This is a genomic window from Mycobacterium saskatchewanense, assembly GCF_010729105.1.
GTDB classification, from domain to species: Bacteria; Actinomycetota; Actinomycetes; order Mycobacteriales; family Mycobacteriaceae; genus Mycobacterium; species Mycobacterium saskatchewanense.
In genome coordinates this window covers 5,642,766-5,659,996 of sequence record NZ_AP022573.1, presented here as the reverse complement: position 1 = coordinate 5,659,996, position 17,231 = coordinate 5,642,766, and the positions used below count along the sequence as shown (strand labels likewise).

16 protein-coding genes are annotated in these 17,231 nt (G+C 69.2%); 4 read left to right on the top strand and 12 right to left on the bottom strand.

All coding sequences use genetic code 11. The features are described from left to right. Positions 1 to 11: 11 nt before the first annotated feature. Complete coding sequence (locus tag G6N56_RS26580; RefSeq protein WP_085256212.1) at positions 12 to 1,205, bottom strand: hypothetical protein; 1,194 nt, start codon at positions 1,203 to 1,205, stop codon at positions 12 to 14. A gap of 333 nt (positions 1,206 to 1,538) precedes the next feature. Here G6N56_RS26580 and G6N56_RS26575 point away from each other — a divergent pair, with 333 nt between their 5' ends. Further along, entirely contained in the window at positions 1,539 to 2,720 is a 1,182-nt protein-coding gene (locus tag G6N56_RS26575; protein WP_085256312.1) for a permease, read from the top strand. Between the two features lie 6 nt (positions 2,721 to 2,726). On the opposite strand, the gene G6N56_RS26570 is transcribed toward G6N56_RS26575, so the two are convergent. The 7 genes from G6N56_RS26570 to G6N56_RS26540 form a co-directional block, all read right to left on the bottom strand. Further along, entirely contained in the window at positions 2,727 to 4,424 is a 1,698-nt protein-coding gene (locus G6N56_RS26570) for a thiamine pyrophosphate-requiring protein (protein WP_085256211.1), read from the bottom strand. 24 nt (positions 4,425 to 4,448) lie between these two features. Then, a complete protein-coding gene (locus G6N56_RS26565; RefSeq protein ID WP_085256210.1) occupies positions 4,449 to 5,402 on the bottom strand; it encodes an amidohydrolase family protein in 954 nt (317 codons plus the stop codon). 651 nt (positions 5,403 to 6,053) lie between these two features. Further along, positions 6,054 to 6,530, bottom strand: a complete 477-nt coding sequence (gene coaD / locus G6N56_RS26560) for a pantetheine-phosphate adenylyltransferase (protein ID WP_085256208.1) — start codon at positions 6,528 to 6,530, stop codon at positions 6,054 to 6,056. 24 nt (positions 6,531 to 6,554) lie between these two features. Continuing rightward, on the bottom strand, positions 6,555 to 7,109 hold the full coding sequence (gene rsmD / locus G6N56_RS26555; protein WP_085256207.1) for a 16S rRNA (guanine(966)-N(2))-methyltransferase RsmD: 555 nt from the start codon (positions 7,107 to 7,109) through the stop codon (positions 6,555 to 6,557). 29 nt (positions 7,110 to 7,138) lie between these two features. Beyond that, entirely contained in the window at positions 7,139 to 7,774 is a 636-nt protein-coding gene (locus tag G6N56_RS26550) for a vitamin K epoxide reductase family protein (RefSeq protein WP_085256311.1), read from the bottom strand. 8 nt (positions 7,775 to 7,782) lie between these two features. Beyond that, positions 7,783 to 8,550: a DsbA family protein gene (locus G6N56_RS26545; RefSeq protein WP_085256206.1), complete on the bottom strand. Its 768-nt coding sequence runs from the start codon at positions 8,548 to 8,550 to the stop codon at positions 7,783 to 7,785. Between the two features lie 91 nt (positions 8,551 to 8,641). After that, complete coding sequence (locus G6N56_RS26540; protein ID WP_085256205.1) at positions 8,642 to 9,760, bottom strand: alpha/beta hydrolase; 1,119 nt, start codon at positions 9,758 to 9,760, stop codon at positions 8,642 to 8,644. Between G6N56_RS26540 and G6N56_RS26535 the strand changes: the two genes are divergently transcribed. Together G6N56_RS26535 and G6N56_RS26530 are read left to right on the top strand one after the other, a co-directional pair. Continuing rightward, a complete protein-coding gene (locus G6N56_RS26535) occupies positions 9,759 to 10,604 on the top strand; it encodes an aldo/keto reductase (RefSeq protein ID WP_085256204.1) in 846 nt (281 codons plus the stop codon). The two genes, G6N56_RS26540 and G6N56_RS26535, sit on opposite strands and share 2 nt — an antisense overlap. Before the next feature lie 63 nt (positions 10,605 to 10,667). Then, the gene (locus G6N56_RS26530; RefSeq protein WP_085256203.1) at positions 10,668 to 11,492 is read left to right on the top strand and encodes an aldo/keto reductase; all 825 of its coding nucleotides are present in this window, start codon (positions 10,668 to 10,670) and stop codon (positions 11,490 to 11,492) included. Here G6N56_RS26530 and G6N56_RS26525 read toward each other — a convergent pair. The 3 genes from G6N56_RS26525 to G6N56_RS26515 are packed head-to-tail and all read right to left on the bottom strand — an operon-like array spanning position 11,473 to position 16,093. Next, positions 11,473 to 12,186 (bottom strand): HNH endonuclease family protein, encoded by a 714-nt coding sequence (locus tag G6N56_RS26525; protein WP_085256202.1) that lies wholly within the window; start codon positions 12,184 to 12,186, stop codon positions 11,473 to 11,475. The genes G6N56_RS26530 and G6N56_RS26525 overlap by 20 nt on opposite strands. Further along, entirely contained in the window at positions 12,183 to 14,408 is a 2,226-nt protein-coding gene (gene recG / locus G6N56_RS26520) for an ATP-dependent DNA helicase RecG (protein WP_085256201.1), read from the bottom strand. The genes G6N56_RS26525 and recG overlap by 4 nt, the downstream gene beginning before the upstream one ends. A gap of 2 nt (positions 14,409 to 14,410) precedes the next feature. Further along, positions 14,411 to 16,093, bottom strand: a complete 1,683-nt coding sequence (locus tag G6N56_RS26515) for a DAK2 domain-containing protein (protein ID WP_085256200.1) — start codon at positions 16,091 to 16,093, stop codon at positions 14,411 to 14,413. A 267-nt stretch (positions 16,094 to 16,360) separates the two neighbouring features. On the opposite strand from G6N56_RS26515, the gene rpmB reads away from it, so the two are divergent. Beyond that, complete coding sequence (rpmB, locus tag G6N56_RS26510) at positions 16,361 to 16,555, top strand: 50S ribosomal protein L28 (RefSeq protein WP_085256199.1); 195 nt, start codon at positions 16,361 to 16,363, stop codon at positions 16,553 to 16,555. Between the two features lie 10 nt (positions 16,556 to 16,565). Here the strand turns inward: rpmB and G6N56_RS26505 are convergent, their stop codons facing one another. After that, the gene (locus tag G6N56_RS26505) at positions 16,566 to 17,216 is read right to left on the bottom strand and encodes a nitroreductase (RefSeq protein ID WP_085256198.1); all 651 of its coding nucleotides are present in this window, start codon (positions 17,214 to 17,216) and stop codon (positions 16,566 to 16,568) included. Positions 17,217 to 17,231: the final 15 nt, after the last annotated feature.

Sequence of the window (17,231 nt, the reverse complement as noted above, 5' to 3'; positions counted from 1 at the left end):
GTTCACTCCTTTCAGACGACGCTGATGATCGGGCGGATCGGCGCGGGAGCGTTTCGCGGGGCGATGGACGTTCCGAACTCGGAGGGGACGGCGGTGGCGCGCAACCACGTCGGAAACGGATCGGGCAGGTTCGCGAGCTGGCTGCGGTCCGCCGGGTTCTCGGTGGGGACATACAGGACCCCCTCGCTGTAGCAGGTTGTCCGCTCCGGCGGCAGGTAGGTGCGGACCAGCGGCAGGTAGTCCTCACCGAGCCACGTCCACCAGATCGGGTTGGCCGGCAGACCGAGGATCCCGTCGGGGCCGCGCAGCGAGCCGCTCAGGTCGCAGTTGCCGTCCGCGTGGCCCGTGAGCTTGTGGTTGCGCAGTACCTCGCCCGTGGCCAGGATGCTGCCGCGCCGGCGGGCGTACTCGACGAAGAAGCGCCGCACGGTGTTGCGCCGGCGCGGCTCTTCCAGCGGATCGACCACGAGTCTGAGCCTGTCGACCAAAATGCCGTCCCGCTCGTTCGGGTACAGCCCCCCGTCGAGGCAGGGATACGTCCCGTCGAACCACGCAACATCGCAATAACTGGAGATGAAGCGGTCGCCCCCGTCGCGGTCCAGCCGGTGCGCCAACGGATACACATTGCCGAAACGTCGCGGAAGCGCCTCCGGCAGGAACTTTTTGGCGGTTTCCACCCACTCGGCAGGAGCGTTGGGAGCCGACGCCGGCGAATACCAGCGCAAGTCGAGGATCCGGACGGCCGCGGTGGTGGAGCGTGAGGCCTTGCGAACCGGCTTGGGGCCCGGAATGTTTTCGGTCTGCTCGTCGACCACCACGCCACCCGTCGCGAGCGCCAGGGCCTTGGCGAACCGGCGGGCGCATCGCACCTGCGCGGGGTCGTTCCCCGCGACGGTCACCCGCCAGCTGGCGGTGGGCGCGACGATGCGCGACGAGACGTGCTCGGGGACGTGGCGCGCGCTGATCGCGCGGGGGCCGGTGACGGTGAATGCGTGAATTTTCTGCTTTCCGCGCAGGACGACCACGTCGTCGCCGACACCGCCGGCCGAAAGACCTGGGACGGATTCGACGATCGCCGCCAGTTGCCGTTCGGGCACGACGCACCCGGCATACACCGTCAACGCATACGGCTTCGCTTGCGCCCCACCGCTCAGCGCCGCGGATCCGTGCGTGCGCCCGACTCCGCGTTCGTGGTGAACCGACATCGCGCCCCCATTTCCTTCGCTCGTTCAATGCTACGAATCAAAGCACAACAAGACGTAGCACTGCAACATCTGATTTGCATTCACCTGGGTGGGTGCCCGCCCGCGCCATGGACGGAAAACCTCGGCTCGAGACCGCATTGATCAGCGATTACCACGGAATACTGCCCTTTGCCGCGGACCCCTATACACGGGGTCAGGCGCCACTGCTCAACACGGCGCATGCTGCATCTTTATTTCCTTTGATCCGAGGCGACAGCAGCGGTTCACCGGTTGACGTATACCCCCTATGGGTATAGGTTGAACCGGGACGATCGGGACGAGACGGAGGACGCGATGGCGGTGCTGGCAGCGCTTGGACACGGCCTGGCGTTGGCCGGGTCGATGACGTGGGAAATCCTTTGGGCGTTGATCCTCGGTTTCGCGCTGTCGGCCGTGGTCCAGGCCGTGGTGCGCCGCTCGACGATCGTCACCCTGCTCGGCGATGACCGGCCCCGCACGCTGGCGGTCGCGGCCGGCCTCGGGGCGGCGTCTTCGTCATGCTCCTACGCGGCCGTGGCATTGGCCCGCTCATTGTTTCGCAAGGGCGCGAACTTCACCGCCGCGATGGCGTTCGAGATCGGTTCGACCAACCTGGTCGTGGAACTGGGGATCATCCTGGCCCTGCTGATGGGGTGGCAATTCACGGCAGCGGAGTTCGTCGGGGGCCCGCTGATGATCGTCGTCCTCGCCGTCTTGTTCCGGCTGTTCGTACGCAGCCGACTGGTCGACGCCGCGCGCGAGCAGGCCGAGCTCGGACTCGCCGGATCGATGGAAGGCCATGCCGCGATGGACATGTCGATCCAGGGGGAAGGGTCGTTCTGGCGGCGGCTCCTCTCACCGCAGGGGTTCACGTCCGTCTCGCACGTGTTCGTCATGGAGTGGCTGGCGATCCTGCGCGACCTCGTCCTTGGCCTGCTGATCGCGGGCGCAATCGCAGCCTGGGTGCCCGAAAAGTTCTGGCAAGCCTTCTTTTTGACCGATCACCCGGGCTTGGCGGCGCTCTGGGGACCGATAGTGGGCCCCGTCGTGGCGATCGCGTCCTTCGTCTGCTCGATCGGCAACGTGCCGTTGGCCGCCGTCCTGTGGAACGGGGGCATCAGCTTCGGTGGCGTCGTCGCCTTCATCTACGCCGACCTGCTCATCCTGCCGATCCTGAACATCTACCGGAAGTATTACGGCACCAGGATGATGCTGACGCTGCTGGGCACCTTCTACGCCGCGATGGTCACCGCCGGATACCTGGTGGAATTGCTCTTCGGCACAACGCATCTCATTCCCGCGCAACGCAATGCCACGGTGATGACCGCAAGCATTTCGTGGAACTACACGACCTGGCTCAACATCGCCTTTCTGGTCGTCGGCGCGATTCTGGTCGCCCGGTTCGTCACCTCGGGGGGCCTGCCGATGGTGCGGATGATGGGCGGCTCGCCCGATGCGGGAGACGGGCACCACGATCACAGCGGTCACCACCACTGACGACGATCACGGGGCGGGCAGTCGCACGTCCAGCACCGCGCAGCGGCCATGCCCGGTCTCCGCGAGCGCCCACCTGATCGCCTCTTCCATTTCCGCCGGCGTGTGCACAGCCCGGCCGCTGCCGCCACACGCCGCGGCCAGCGCGGCGTAATCGGTATCCGGCGACAGCTGCGTCTCGGGAAAATCGTTGCCGCGCACTGAAACTCCGTCGGGATATAGGTCCATCACCGGCCGCTTGGAAGCCCAATACGAGTGGTTGTTGAGCACCACCGTCACGAACGGCGCACCGTAGCGGTGGGCCGTCCAGAAGGCGGCCGTCGGCACGCTGAAGTTGAACGACCCATCGCCGCACACCGCCACGACGGGCAGCTCCGGGCGCGCGAGTTTCATCCCCACGGCTCCCCCGGGTGCCCAGCCGAGCGCCGGGGCGCCCGTGTCAAAGAAATGCCCCGGTTGCCGGGGCACCTGCCGGCCGACGGCCGGGCGGTTGGTCACGGCCTCCTCAACCACCACGGCCTCGTCGGGGAGCGCCCGGCTCAGGGCGGCGAGCATCGCGTCGGGCGCATCGGCCGGCCGGTCCGATGCGGCCCTGCGGGCGGCGGCCGCGCGGCGTTGCGCGCCGTCGGCCTCGGCGGCCCGACGGCGCGCGGCCCATCTGTCGCGGTGCTCCGGGGTGGCCCGGCGCAGCACGGCCTGCTCGAGAAGCGGCAGGGCGATACGCGTGTCGGCGGTCAGCGCCACCTCGATCGGATAGGACCACAGCGGCATGTCTGCTTTGACGGGGTCGGCGTCGATCTGCACCACGCGGGCGTCGTCGGGCGGCGCCAGCTGGTCCGGCACCCACGGCACCTCGGAATCCAGCACCAGCACCGCATCGGCGGTGGCCAGCGGCGCCGGATCCCCCGCACTGTGCAGGGCATGGCCGAGCGGCAGGTTGGCGCGATCCCCCTGGTCGACCACGGGCGCCCCCAGCGTCTCGGCGAGCCGCGCCAGCACCGCCGCACAGCCCGGCTCGGCCGCCGTCCGCGACGTGACGATGACGGCCCGGCTCGCGTCGACGAGGATTGCCGCTAGCTTTTCCAGCGCGTCCGGGTCCGGACCGGGCGGGACGGCCGGCGGCAGCCGCCGGGGCAGCGGGCGGGATCCCGCCTCCATCAACGCTTCCCGGGGCAGCATGACGTAGGCCGGACCCGTGGGACTGGACTGCGCAACCTGAAACGCGCGGCGCACGATCGGCGCCAACTCGCGGCCCCGGGGAACCTCCATGTGCCACTTGACGTAGTTGCGCACGATGGCCGGCTGGTCGAGTTGCTCCTGCTGCCAGTGAATGAAGGTGTCGCGGTGACCCCGGACCTCCGGCGACGCCGTGTAGGGCGTGCGGCCCGCGAAGATCACCACCGGGGTCCGGTTGCGCTGGGCGTTGTGCAGCTGGCAACCGAGGTTGAGCGTCCCGGCGTCCACGTGCACCATGACCGCCTGCGGTTGTCCGCTGACCATGTGGTGCCCGATGGCCGCCGCCAGGGCGACGCTCTCGTGGATGCACAACACGGCCCGGGGAGCCGGCGTGCCCGCGGCGCGCGCCGCGGCCAGCGCTTCCTGCAGCGGGGCGGAGTCGGTGCCGGGGTTGATGAACAAATGCGAGACGCCCTCGTCGGCGAGCAGCGCGATCAGATCGGCGGCCGCCTCCGGACCCTCCACCGTCATGGTTCTCCTCTGCCCGGTTGCGGTTCAGATCTTCAGGATGCGTTCGGCGTTGGCGTGCGCGATCTTCTCGCGGTCGCCGGGGCTCAGCGTGGTGCGCTCGAACCCGTCGACCGCCTCCTGCGAGGACTCGTAGGGGTAGTCGACGGAGAACATGATGGCGTCGGCCCCGACTTCCAGGACCGCGCCGGTGAGGGCCGCCGGGGAGAAGACGCCGCTGGTGGTGAAGACGACATTGGTGCCGAGATACGCCGACGGGGGGCGCTGCAGCCGGTAGTCGGTGTGGATGGTCGCGTAGCGCGAATCGAGGCGGCTGCGCTGGAAAGGCAGGAATTCGCCCATGTGGCCGAGGATCAGGGTCGCCGAGGGATGCCGGTCGAAGACGCCACCGCACACGACGCGCAGTGCGTGACCGGACACTTCGGCGGCCCAGCTCCACATCGCCCCATAGAGTTCCGGGTGGCCGGTGAGCACGCGCCAGCGATCCGCCGGCGGCGTACCCGGATGCAGATAGAGCGGAACCGCAAGGGATTCCAGCGCTTCCCACAGCGGCTCATAGAGCGGCTCGTCGAGATAGCGGCCGCCGAGGTGGTCGTTGACCAGCGCGCCGCAGAAGCCAAGCTCGGTGACGCAGCGTTCCAGTTCGGTGACGGCCGCGCGCGGGTCCTGCAGGGGAAGCGCGGCGAAGCCGCGGAACCGGGTCGGGTGCTCGGCCACCGTCTGCGCCAGGTAATCGTTGGCGCGCCGGGCGTCTCCCCGCGCCGTGTCGGCGTCGAGGTCGGCCTGCAGACCCGGAACGGTCAGCGACAGCACCTGGATGTCGATGCCGGCGGCGTCCATCTCCGGGATGCGGTACTGCGTGAAATCGGGGAGCTTACGCAGCCACTGCTGGGCAAACGACGTCTCCCGGGAGGCCAACCCGGACATAGGTTCGGCGATCCCGGGAATTGAGAACGCCTCCTCCAACGCGATATATCTCATCAATCCCCTCCTCCGCCCCGATGCACCAGGCCCGGGGTACCCACTCGACAATCATGTACTCGGTGACCCGTCCCGCGACCACCGAGGCCCTCGAGATGACAGCGCGGCGGGCACCAGCCATGGTGGCGTAGTGCGGGGCGGGGTTCTGAGTTGGGATCGATGACGACGAGGCTTTCGGGGCGCTGCGTCGCGACGCCGGTCACCCGCGTCGACGGCCGCGCCAAGGTCATCCCTCGCGAGTTGCCTCGGCGCGCCAACCGATTCCGTCCGTGTCATCTCGCCCCCACCGCTCGCCACGGCTGCGGACGTCACACCGTGTAGCCCGAATCAACGCCCCAACACCATGTTTCAGGCGCGGCCCCGGTGAGGCACCCGGGTTGTTCGCGCTCCGACCGGCCGGAGTTCGCCACCTCCTTCGTCGACGGTTCCGACAAGCTGGCCGAGTTCGGCGCCCGCGGCGTCGGCGAGATCGGCATCTGCGGAGCGCCGGCGGCGATCTCCAACGCCATTCACCGCGTTCCGGGTGGCGGCCCAGCACGCGCTGGCCGGAGCCAGTCCGTGCCTCGGAACGCATTCAAGGTCGATCTCGCCAAGCATTGCGTGGTGCGCGCGCTCATCCGGGCGGTGACACCGCGTTCAGCCGAGCCAGGATCAGCCGGAAAGCTTCTCGCGCAACCGGCGATTGACCGGCTCGGGCAACAGCTGGGACACGTCGCCGCCGAGCAAAGCGACCTCCTTGGCCAGCGACGACGAGACAAACGAATACTGCGGCGCGGTGGCCACGAAGAAGGTGTCCACGCCGGCGATGTGCTTGTTCATTTGCGCCATCTGCAGCTCGTACTCGAAGTCGGTGCCGGTGCGCAGGCCCTTCACGATCGCCGTCATTCCGCGCGCCGTGACGAAGTCGACCACCAGGCCTTTCCCGACCTCCACGCGCAGGTTTCGCAGGTGGGTCGTCGACTCCTCGATCATCGCGATCCGCTCATCGACGTCGAACAGGCCCTTCTTGGCGGGATTGGTCAGGATCGCCACCACCACCTCGTCGAACTGGGCCGACGCGCGTTCGAAGACGTCGATGTGGCCCAACGTCACCGGGTCGAACGATCCCGGGCACACCGCCCCGCTCATACGGCATGACGGTACACGCCGGGCTCAGAGCCACTCGGCCAACTCCAGCCGAGTGTCCCCGTAAACGCGGTGCGGCCACGCCGACCAGCCTTCCGGCCAGGCCAGCGGCACGCCGCCCGCCGCGCGCTCGATGACGGCGACGGTCCCCTCCCGGACCCAGCCGTGCTCGGTGAGCGCGGCGAGGACGGCGCCGACGTCGTCGGCACCGACCTCATACGGCGGGTCGGCCAATACCAGGTCCACCGGCGACGGGGTCTCGCCGGCCAGGACACTCGCCACGGAACCGCGCCGCAGCGTCGCCCCAGCCAGCCCGAGCGCCTTGACGTTGCGCGCGATGACCGCCGCGGCACGCTGGTCGGACTCCACGAACAACGCCGATGCTGCCCCGCGCGACAGTGCCTCGAGCCCCAGCGCCCCGGAACCGGCGTACAGGTCCAGCACCGCGAGCCCGGTCAGGTCGCGGCGGGCGGCCAGGATGTTGAAGAGCGATTCACGGACCCGGTCGGTGGTGGGCCTGGTCCCCCGCGGCGGGACGGCGATGCGCCGGCCCCCGGCGACGCCGCCGATGATGCGGGTCACCCGGCGCCGCCCAGATCAGAGTCGACCACCTAGATCAGCGTCGACCAATAGTCCCAGAATCGCGCCATGATCAGCAGGATCACCGCCGTGAACCACAGCACGGCGATCGACCACCGCCATTGATAAACCACCTGTGCCACACCGCTTTCCCGGCGTTCGAGTGCGGGACGAAAGATGATGGAGGCGACGACGACCAGCAGCGAGATAGTCATCGCCCACACCACCATGCAGTACGGGCACAATGCCCCGATCCGATACAGGCTCTGGAAGATCAGCCAGTGCACGAACGCCGCACCGATCAGGATTCCAACCGCCAGTCCGATCCAATACCATTGCGGCAATTGCACTTTCGCCACCGCCAGCACACCCGTCACGACCACCACGGTGAAGCCCACGATGCCGAGCAGCGGGTTGGGAAAGCCGAACACCGACGCCTGCGGTGTGACCATCACCGACCCGCAGGCCAGGATCGGGTTGATGTTGCACGACGGCACGTAGGCCGGGTTGCGCAGGAGCTCGACCTTCTCGATCGTCAGTGTCATCGACGCCAACAGCCCGATCGCCCCGGCGATCAGCACCCACCAGGCGCTCCGCGCCGGCACCGGGGCCCCGGGACGGGAGTCCGGTGGGAGGTCGCCGTCCCGCTCGGCGGGTTGTGCCGACACCGGGGTGGTCACGCCGCGGCGGGAGTGGCGGCGGTGTCCAGACCCGGGATGTCGCCGACGATTTCCTTGACCTTGCTCACCAGCGCGTCGGGGGTCGACGGGTCATAGTCGGCGCCGTTGATCCGGACGGTGGGCGTAGCGGTGATGCCGGCGGCCCCCGCCTCCGCGGTCACCTTGGGCAGGTACTTGCCGCTGTTGACGCAGTCCGGCACCTTGCCCACGACACCGGCCTCCCGGGCCAGCTCGATCAGCTTCGCGTTGTCCGGGAAGCTGGTGGCGCGCTCGTCGGGCTGGATGCCCTTGCTGTAGAGCGCGGCGTGGAAGCGGCGGAAGGCGTCGAGGGACTCATCGGCCACGCACAGGGCCGCCGCGCCGGCTCGTGACGAGTAATCCTGGTTTCGCGGGCTGTCCAGGATCGCCACCATCGAGTAGTCGGCCGCGATGGCGCCGATGTCGACCAGCTTGGACACCGTGGGCCCGAACGTCCGCTCGAAGTTGCCGCACGCGGGGCACAGGAAGTCCTCGTAGAACGCGACGACGGCCTTGGGGTTGCTGGTTCCGGGCTGGGTGACGAGTTTGCTCGAGGTCACCCGCACGGTGTCGCTGCCGCCGGCGGCGACCGCACCCTTCTTGTGGTGTGTCGCCACGATGTAGGAGACGAGCGCAACCAGGAAGATGACGATGACTGCGGTACCGCCGATCTGGACCAGTCGGCCGGACTTGCGGTCGCCGGACTTGAGGTCGAAGCGCGGGGGACGTTTCGGTGTGTCGGCCACGGGTTCGCTGATCCTTCGGTGCTGGGACCCGTCCGGTGGTCGGACGGTAGTCGGACGGCCTTCAGATTACCGGCGAAGGCGGCCGAGCCGGTCAAACTCGGGTCAGGTGGGCGCGTAGCGCCGAGATCAGCTCGCCGGTCCCGGTGGCGCTGCCCCCGCCGAGCTGGAATGTGTTCACGAAGCCGTGGGTGAGCGAACCCATGCACCGCAGGTCGACCGCATTGCCGGCGGCCCGCAGCGCCGTCGCGTAGCTCTCCCCTTCGTCGCGCAGCGGGTCGAAACCCGCGATCGCAATCAGCGTGGGCGGCAGCCCCGACAGCGACTCGGCGAGCAGGGGCGAGACCCGCGGGTCGGTGCGGTCGATGCCCGAACCCCGGAGGTACTGCGCCTCGAACCAGTCGATGTCGCGCTTGGTCAGCAGGAAGCCGCGGGCGAACAGGCTCAGCGACCGGGTCTGCGCAGTGTGGTCGGTCCGCGGATAGATCAGCCACTGCAGCACCGGAGCGGGCGCACCCTCGTCTCGGGCCAGCCGGCAGACGACGGCGGCCAGGTTGCCGCCCGCACTGTCGCCGCCGACCGCGACCCGGCCCGGGGCGGCGCCGAGCTCTCCGGCGTGTTCGTAGGCCCAGGTGAATGCCGCGTAGGCGTCCTCGATCGCCGCGGGGGCCGGATGCTCGGGCGCCAGGCGGTAGTCGATCGACAGCACGTGGATCCCCGCGTCGCGGCACGTCAGTCGGCACAGCGCGTCGTAGCTGTCGAGGTCGCCGATCGCGAAGCCGCCACCGTGGTAGAAGACCAGCAGGGGCGCCGCGCCGCCGTGCGGCGGGCGGTAGTGCCGCGCCGCGATCTCCCCCGCGGGCCCGGGCAGTGAGAGCTCGTCCACCTCGACGTGTATCTGGGGCCCCGGAAGTTCGGTACACATGCGGTGCATCTGGGCGCGAGAGGCGGCCGCATCGTCGTCGACCACCAGGCCGTCGATGCCGACGGCGCGCGAACTCGACAGCATCAGCTGCAACGTCGGGTCCAGCGTGTTTCCGTCGATGATGACCGCGCGGCCGCCGCACAACGCCCGCTTGGCCAGGTTCGGGATCCACGGCATGACCTTGAGCCCCCCGCCGACCGCCGCGCCCTGCACGCGACTCTTCAGGCGCATCGGCGCGGGTTTCGCGCCGTAATGGAGCGCCGGCGCGCCTGGCAGACTCTTGGTCATGGGCAGTTCCCTCCGACAAGCCTTTGTCACCCTCAACGACGGCATTTCGATTCCCGCCGTTGGGCTGGGAGTCTTCCAGGTACCGCCGACGGACACCGAGCAGGTGGTCGGCGCCGCGCTGCGCGCCGGTTACCGGCACATCGACACCGCCGCGGCCTACCGCAACGAGCGGGAGACGGGGCGGGCGCTTGCCGACTCCGGCGTGCCGCGCGAACAACTGTACGTGGTGACCAAATTGTGGAACGCCGACCAGGGTTACGACAGCACGCTGGCCGCGTTCGACGCGAGCATGGAGCGGCTCGGGCTCGACTACCTGGACCTGTACCTGATCCACTGGCCCACGCCCGCCCTGAACAAGTTCGTCGACACCTTCAAGGCGTTCGCCCACCTGCGCGATCAGGGCCGGATCCGGTCCATCGGCGTCAGCAACTTCGAGCCCGAGCACCTGACCGTCCTCATCGACGCCACCGGCATCGTTCCCGCGGTCAACCAGGTGGAACTGCATCCGCGGTACCCGCAGAAGGAGTTGCGGGACGTGCACGCCCGGCGCGGCATCGCCACGGAGGCGTGGGCGCCGCTGGGCCAGGGAGCGCTGCTCACGCACCCGACGGTCACGGCGGTGGCCGAGGGACGCGGGCGGACTTCCGCGCAGGTGTTGATTAGGTGGCATATCCAGCTCGGTAATATCGTGATCCCCAAGTCGGTAAATCCCTCACGGATTGCGAGTAACTTCGACGTGTTCGATTTCGAACTCAGTCCCGAAGAAATGGCGTCGATCTCCTCGCTCGATGACGGAAAGCGGCTTGGTCCGGATCCACGAACCTTCAATTTCACAGGCAGGTGAAAGACGTTGACTGACGCGGCAGGCGTTGCCATACCGTCCATAGCTTTAAATGACGAAAACACGATGCCCGTGCTCGGCCTCGGCGTCGCGGACCTGTCGGACGACGAGGCGGAACACGCGGTGTCGGCGGCCCTGGAGATGGGCTGCCGGCTCATCGACACCGCCGCCGCCTACGGCAACGAGGCCGCCGTCGGCCGCGCGATCGCGGCTTCCGGCATCGCCCGCGCGGAGTTGTTCGTCACCACCAAGCTCGACATCCCCGACCAGGGCTTCACGAAGGCGCAGGACGCCTGCTCGGCCAGCCTCGAGCGCTTGGGCCTGGACTACCTGGACCTCTACCTGGTCCATTGGCCCGCCCCGTCGCTCGGCCGGTACGTCGACGCCTACGGTGGCCTCATCCAGTCGCGCGGGGAGGGACACGTCCGCTCGATCGGTGTCTCCAACTTCACCGCGGATCACCTGGAGACGGTCATCGACCTGACCTTCGTCACCCCCGCGGTCAACCAGGTCGAGCTGCATCCGCTGCTCAACCAGGCCGACCTGCGCAAAGCCGACGCGCAACACAACGTGGTGACGCAGTCTTACACCCCGCTGGTGCTGGGCAAGCTGATGGACAACGCGACGGTGACGTCGATCGCGGGCGAGTACGGCAAGACCGCGGCGCAGGTTTTGCTGCGGTGGAATCTGCAGCTGGGTAATTCGGTGATTTTCCGGTCGGCCAAACCCGAGCACATCGCCGGCAACCTGGATGTCTTCGATTTCGAATTGGCCGCCGAGCACATGGACGCGATCAACGGGCTCAACAACGGGACGCGGTTGCGTCCGGACCCGGACACGTTCAACGGGGCCGACGATCCGGCCGGCCCCGCTAGCTCGTCGGGCAGGTAGTCGCGGCTCCACGCAGCACGCCGGCCGACGCCTGGTCGACCGGCAACTGGTAGCCGCGCAGCACGGCGATGAACTGCATGGCGTACTGGCACGCGAACGCGGTGTTGGGCGGCATCCACCGCGCCGGCGGCGAATCGCCCTTGTCCTGGTTGGCCTGGCCGTCGACGGCGAGCAGGTTGGCCGGATCGTTGGCGAACCGCAGGCGCTCGGGGTCGGGCCAGGCGGACGCCCCCATGTCCCAGGCGTAGGCCAGCGGGACGATGTGGTCGATCTGGACCGATTCCCCGACCTTGGGTCCGCGCTGGAACGCGATGGTCTTGCTGGTGTAGGGGTCGTGCAGCGTGCCGGTGGCCACGGCGTCCGGGCAGCGCTTGACCCACACATAGGTCTTGTCGACGAGGTCGCGGTTGAGAATGTCGTCGCGGGTGTCACATCCGTTGTGACCCAACGGGGCATCGCTGTTGTCGTCCCAGGCGTCACCGAACGCCGCCCGGCGGTAGTCGTAGCGGTGTTGCCGCAGCGGCAGCACGGCGACGCCCGCCAGCACGTCGGCGCCGGGCAGCACCGTGGGGACATCGGCACGTGCGGCGTACTGGTCGGCGCGGCGGGCCGCCGACGACCCCAGCGTCTGATAGGCGACCAGGACGGCGACGATCGTTGCCGCCGTCAACCAGAACAGGACCCTGCGGTTCATGCCTTGTCGAGGTATTCGATGCGGTCGGTACTGGTGAATCGCGCGGCCAGCGCTGCCAATCCGGGGTTGGTGGCGTCCTCCTCGTAGGCGGAGACGCAGAAGGCGCGGGCCGCGTCGATGACGTCGAGATGGTCGGCCAGTGAGAGCAGCTTCAAGCTGATGGCACGGCCGGATTGGTTGCGCCCCAACACGTCTCCTTCGCGCCGCTCCTTGAGGTCGAGGTCGGCGAGCGCGAAACCGTCCAGAGTCTCGGCCACCGCGCGCAGGCGCTCGCCCGCCCCCGAGTCCGGCGATACCCAGCTGGCCAGCAGGCAGAGACTGGGATGCCGGCCGCGCCCGATGCGACCGCGCAGCTGATGCAGCTGGCTGATGCCGAAGCGGTCGGCGTCCATCACCAACATCACGGTCGCGTTCGGGACGTCCACGCCCACCTCGATGACCGTGGTGCACACCAGCACATCGATGTCACCCGCCCGGAAGGCGGACATCACGGCGTCCTTGTCATCGGCGGACAACCGTCCGTGCATCAATCCCAGGCGCACGTCCGCGAGCTCGCCCGATCGCAGCCGGGCGTAGAGCCCTTCGGCGGTTTCCGACGGCTTGACGTTCTGCTCCTGCTTCTCTTTCTCCGGATCGTCGGTCTCGTCGATCCGGGGGGTCACCACATAGGCCTGGCGGCCGGCGGCGACCTCTTCGGTGATCCGCCGCCAGGCACGTTCGAGCCAGGCGGGCTTGTCCCTGACGAAGATGACGTTGCTGGTGATCGGTTGGCGTCCGCGCGGAAGTTCGCGCAGCGTCGAGGTTTCCAGGTCGCCGTATACCGTCAGCGCGACGGTGCGCGGTATCGGCGTCGCCGTCATCACCAGCAGGTGCGGTGTCACACCCGGACGGGCCTTGGCCCGCAACTGGTCTCGTTGTTCGACACCGAACCGGTGCTGCTCGTCGACCACCACCATGCCCAGGTTGTCGAACTCCACGGCGTCCTGCAGCAGCGCGTGGGTCCCGACGACGATGCCGACCTGCCCGCCGGCGATCTCGGCCCGGACCTGCTTCTTCTGCGCCGCCGTCATCGAACCGGTCAGCAGGGCGACGCGCGTGGCGGTATCCGCGCCACCGAGCTGGCCCGCCATCGCCAGCGGGCCGAGCACGTCGTTGATCGACCGTACATGTTGGGCGGCAAGAACTTCCGTGGGCGCCAGCAGCGCGCATTGATATCCGGCGTCCACCAGCTGCAGCATCGCCAGCACCGCGAGGATGGTCTTCCCGGAACCCACCTCTCCCTGGAGCAGGCGGTTCATCGGCCGGGTCGCCGAGAGCTCCTCCGCAAACACGGCGAACACCTCACGTTGCCCCGCCGTCAGCTCGAAAGGCAACCGCGCCAACAGTTCTGCGGCCAGGCCCTCGGGGCGCGGCGGGGCGGGCGGACCCGATTCCGAGAGCTCGCTGTGCCGCCGGGCGACCAGCGCCCACTGCAGCCCGACGGCTTCGTCGAAGGTCAGGCGTTGCCGCGCCCGCCGCCGCGCCGATTCGTCCTCCGCCAGATGGATGTCGCGCAACGCCCGGTCCTCGGAGACCAGGCCGTGGCGTTCGCGCAGGCCGGCGGGTAGCGGGTCATCGATTGGATCCAGGACGTCGAGCACCTGGCGCACGCAGCGGAAGATGTCCCAGCTCTGCAGCTTCGTGGTCGCCGGATAGATGGGGAAGAAGGCGCGCTCGAACGCCGACATCTGCAGCTCGCCGGTGCTGGCCTTGGAGGCGATGGCGATGTTCTTCAGCGAGCTGGTGCCGCGATCCCGGCCGTCGGGCGAGTCCAGGATGAGGAACGCCGGGTGCGTCAGCTGCATGGCGTTGTTGAAGAATCCGACCTCCCCGGACAGCATCACCTTGGTGCCCTTGACCAGGTCCTTCTTCAAATAGTTTGCGTTGAAGAACGTCGCGGTCACCTTGTTGCGGCCGGCGCCCAGGGTGATCCGGTGACACAGCTTGTTGGGGGTCTTCTTCATCGGCCACGTCTTGGTTTCGGCGATCGTGTCGACGATCGTGACGTGCTCGCCGGCCGGCGGGCGCCGACCGTCGGCGTCCCAGCGGGTCGCGCCCTCGGTGTAGCTGCGCGGGTAATGGCGCAGCAGGTCGTCGACGGTGCGGATCCCCAGCTCCTCGTCGAGCTGGTCGGCGGCCTTGGCGCCCACCACGAAGTCCAGCCGGTCGCCCAGCGATGCCACGACTACTCGACCCCGATCAACAGCGCGTCCCCGCGATGGCCGGTGCGGTAGGTCACCAGCTCGGTCCCCGGGTGATGGTCGTGCATGTGCTCTTCCAAAATGTCGCCCAACGCCTCGGCGTCGACGTCGGCCTCGAACCCGGCGCCGACGAGGACGGTCGCCAGGTCACCGCCCGAGGCCAGCAGGAGGTCGAGCAGGCCGATCGCCGCCCCCACCGCGTCGGCGGCCACGATCAGCACCTCGTCGCCGGCGATGCCCAGCCCGTCGCCCGGCTGGCAGCGACCCGCCCACGTCAACGCGCTCTCGGTCGCGATGCGCACCGAGCCGTGCCGGGCGGCGCCGGCGGCGCGGGCCATGGTGTACCCGTCGTCGACGGCCGGCCGGTCCGTCTCGTGCACGGCCAGCGCGGCCAGGCCCTGCACCATCGAGCCGGTCGGTATCGGCACCACGTCGATGCCCCATCCGATGGCCGCGGTGCAGCCGGCCACCAGCTCCTCGGCGGCCACGTAGCCGTTGGGCAACACCATGACCTGGGCGGCGCCGGTGTCGACCACGGCACGCATCAGCTGATGTGCGCTGATGTCCGTTGCGGGATGGCCGGCGGTCACGTCCGGCCGCAGCACGTTGGCCCCCTCCGCGGCGAACAGTTCGGCCGCGCCGTCGCCGTCGACGACGGCGAGCACGGCCCGTTCGCGCGTCCAGCCGCCCGCCGGCAGCCCCGTCCCCCCCGAACCGAGGACCGAGATCACGATCCGGCTGGGACGCCCGGCCACCAGGCCCGCTTCGACGGCGGCGCCGGCGTCGTCGGTGTGCACGTGCACGGAGTAGGTGCCGTCGGTCGCGGGCGCGGCCGCGATGGCAACGGAATCCCCCAGCTCCTCCAGTCGGTCCCGCAACGCGTCAGCGGCGGGGGGATCGCACCCGTCCAGCCGGTACATCACCTCGAATTGCGGCGCCGGGCGCTCCGCGGGGGCGTGCGGCGGCATCTGGCGGGGCGCGATCTCATACACCGTGCGGGCCGGAGCCTGACCGGAGATGGTGGACCGCAGCGCGTCCAGCAGGACCAGCAAACCCCTTCCGCCGGCGTCCACCGCGCCGGCGTCGGCCAGCACGTCGAGCTGTTCCGTAGTCTTCTCCAGCGCGACCACCGCCGCGTCCCCGGCGGCGGTGACCGCCGCCACCAGACCTTCGTCCGCGCATTCCGCGACCGCCTCGGCGGCGGCCCGCAGCACCGAGACGATGGTCCCGGGGACTTCCTCCCCGCCCATCGAGGCGATGACCAGGTCCACCCCGCGCCGCAGGCCGGCGCCGAGGAGCGCGGCGTCGATGCGGCCCAGTTCACCACCGGAGTCGGCCGCCGCGGCCGCGGTGACGTCGGCGATGCCGCGCAGGATCTGGGACAGGATCACGCCGGAGTTGCCGCGCGCGCCGTTCAGCGCCCCGGCCGACAGCGCCGCCGCCGCGCGAGCCACGCACCCGGGGCCGCCGTCGGTATTGGCCCCCGCGTTGGCCTCGGCCAGCGCTGACCGCATGGTGAACAGCATGTTGGCGCCGGTGTCGGCGTCGGCGACCGGGAAGACGTTGAGGCGGTTGATCTCGTCGATGTGGGTGATCAGGTCGCTGACGGCGGTGTGTGCCCAGTCCCGCAGGGTCGCCGCGTCGAGCACGCGATGGGACGTGTCCAGTGTGACCCACCTCCTCCGTGCCCCGCACCCGGTGCGCGCCAGCGTAGCGCCGCGACACCCGCGGCGGCTGCCCGTGCGTGCCCGACCGGGTTCGTTGAGACTAACCAGTGCATACGACAGCGCCCGCCATACGCGGGACCGCGGCTGTGGGCCGTTTTGGCGGTTGCCGCAACTGTCGGTATCCTGGGAAGCCCGGGTCGATCCGGGTGCTGTGCCGGCCTTCCGTCAGACCCGAGCCGGACCCCCGATATTTGAGGAGCTTGAACAATGGCCGCTGTGTGCGACATCTGCGGGAAAGGCCCCGGCTTCGGTAAGTCGGTGTCCCACTCCCACCGCCGCACCAGCCGGCGCTGGGACCCGAACGTGCAGACCGTGCACGCCGCGACCCGTCCCGGCGGCAACAAGCAGCGCCTCAACGTCTGCACCTCCTGCATCAAGGCCGGCAAGGTCGTCCGCGGCTGACGCGGCCGCCTCACTCGTCGAGAAAGACCGCGTGCCGGTCGACGCGTTCGCGTCCGACCCGCAACGAATTGCCCGGGAAATCCGGGTCTGAGTAGCCGACGGCCAAGCCGCACAGGATTGTCGTTTCCTCCGGGATGCCCAGCTGCTCCCGCACGATTCCCGGGTATCCGGCGATCGAGACCTGGACACAGGCACCCAAGCCGCGCGCGGTCAGCGCCAGCACCAGTGTCTGCAGGAACATCCCGACGCCCAAGCTGTCCACCAGGCCGAAGTCGCGGTGCGTCGACACCACACCGCCCAGCGGGGCGCGGAAGAACTCCCAGTTGCGCAGCACCGCGACGCGCCTCGCCTCGGCGTCGTCGCGGGCGATGCCCATCGCGCCGTACACGTGCGCGCCAAGATCGCGGCGCAGGTGGGCGAATTCGGCGGGCAGCTGCGGCACCTTGGGTGGTTCCGAGCGGGCCTGCTCCAACATGGCGGCGACGAGCCGGTCGCGGGCAGCGCCGGAGACGAACACGACATGCCACGGCCGCACGTTGGAGTTCGACGGCGCGCGCGTGGCCAACTCGAGCGACTCCTCGACCAGGTGATGCGGCACGGGGTCGGGCAGGAACATTCGCGTCGAGTGCCGCCGCCGGATGGTGTCGTCGAGGTCGTACATGTCTGTGGTTGCCTC